The organism is Halorientalis sp. (genome assembly GCF_028275115.1).
GTDB lineage: Archaea > Halobacteriota > Halobacteria > Halobacteriales > Haloarculaceae > Halorientalis.
The window spans coordinates 1-1,521 of record NZ_JAQCNH010000086.1 but is presented as its reverse complement, the minus strand read 5'-3'; the positions used below and the strand labels follow the sequence as shown (position 1 = coordinate 1,521).

Genomic DNA, 1,521 nt, shown 5'->3' with positions numbered 1-1,521 from the left:
GTCCACGACGACGAATACGTCTCTGACGAGGGTGTCCACACGAACCAAGTAGAGTGTCTCTGGTCGTTACTCCAGCCGTGGCTGGCGAAGTTCCGCGGCCTGTCCAAGCAGGGCTTGGAGCAGGCCGCTCGGACCTATGGGTTTCTCCGGTCACTGAATCTTAGTGGGGCACCGATCCACGGTCTCGTGGATTGCATCGCTGTCAATGTACTCCGCTAGTTCCGCCAGTCTACCGAAGAGCGTGTCATCTACAGCGTCGCGGTTGTGGGACTGACAGACGATTACCTCCGGTCCTTCGCCGTTGATAGATACGCGAACCTCAACCCCGCTGTCATCCTGTTGGGCGCCCTCGGCGCGTAGTCGTTCGGTGTCCTGGGGCTGTTCTTCGGTCCGGTTACTCTCGGCGCGCTCAAAGCGACGCTGAATGTCCTCGCTGAGGAAAGTGTTCACGACGATGGGACGGGGACGAGCTGAGCAACGTTCCCAGTTGGAGACCTGTAGCCATGCCTCACGGGGAATTATTTCGGTACACCACCCCCGGAAGCTGAGTAACCGGAGACCGTTTAGGGAAACGAGGACCGTCGATCCCTCGTGGCCGATCACGGCTGACGGCAAGGGGGTCACTCGCAACAGGATCGTCCCGACAATCAACGCAATCGCCCCGAAGACGATCGTGAGATTGACTTTCGGCGTCCGGCGCGTCCCGAGTCCGAGTCCGAGCACGTAGGTGGTCTTCCCCAAGTCGTCGCCCATCAACACGATGTCGGCCGTCTCGAGGACCACGTCGGTCCCGGCGCTGCCCATCGCGATCCCGCGCGTCGCCGTCACCAGTTCGGGTGCGCCGTTTACGCCGTCACCGATCATCGCTACGTTCTCGTGGCTATCTGCCGAATTTTTGACGGTCGCCACCTTCCGGCAGTAGTTCCGTCTACACCTCGCCGGTGCCGACTCCGTCGGCGATCCCTTGCGCGACGCGTTCGTTGTCGCCAGTCAGCATGACAATGTGCTCCACGCCGAGTGATCGGGGCAAACCGTGTCAGTGAACGCAAGCCATCCGAACACCGGAACGTCGCCCCCGTGCTCGCGGGCGACCAGAACGCTCCTCTTTCCCCCCTGATTCCAAGGATCGGAGCCGATCGAGACCGGGCTCGAGCCACTCGATCACTGCGTCTTCGAGGACCGTTTTGGCGTCACTTCGATTCCCGATGTGGATGGTCCCGTCGTCGACGTCGACACAGACGCGTTTTCCGGCCTCCGACTGAAACCGTCGCGCGTCGGACACGCCGAGGGCGCGGTCTTCGGCTTCCGAGACGGTCGCACGGGCGAGGTGGTGTTCAGACCAGACCTGTACGGCGACTGCGAGCGAGAGCAGCTCGTCGGGGTCAGTGTTCATTCCCGCCGCCGGACCGGACGAAGGCGTCCGGCGGCGGGTCTCATCTCGCGTGATGTGCCCGTCTTGTCAAACGCGACCGCGTCGATGTTGGCGGCCGTCCCAACGTGTTCGCCGCTATTGAACGGGGG

Annotated in this window: 1 protein-coding gene and 2 pseudogenes; 2 read left to right on the top strand and 1 reads right to left on the bottom strand. The window is 62.5% G+C overall.

From position 1 onward, the window contains the following. Both Q0964_RS11640 and Q0964_RS18355 read left to right on the top strand, forming a co-directional pair. Positions 1-219, top strand: a pseudogene (locus Q0964_RS11640) (IS1595 family transposase); the annotation flags it as partial. A gap of 27 nt (positions 220-246) precedes the next feature. Continuing rightward, positions 247-474: pseudogene (locus Q0964_RS18355) on the top strand (AI-2E family transporter); the annotation flags it as partial. A gap of 562 nt (positions 475-1,036) precedes the next feature. On the opposite strand, the gene Q0964_RS11630 reads toward Q0964_RS18355, so the two are convergent. Then, positions 1,037-1,393: a hypothetical protein gene (locus tag Q0964_RS11630; RefSeq protein ID WP_299267607.1), complete on the bottom strand. Its 357-nt coding sequence runs from the start codon at positions 1,391-1,393 to the stop codon at positions 1,037-1,039. Positions 1,394-1,521 lie beyond the last annotated feature (128 nt).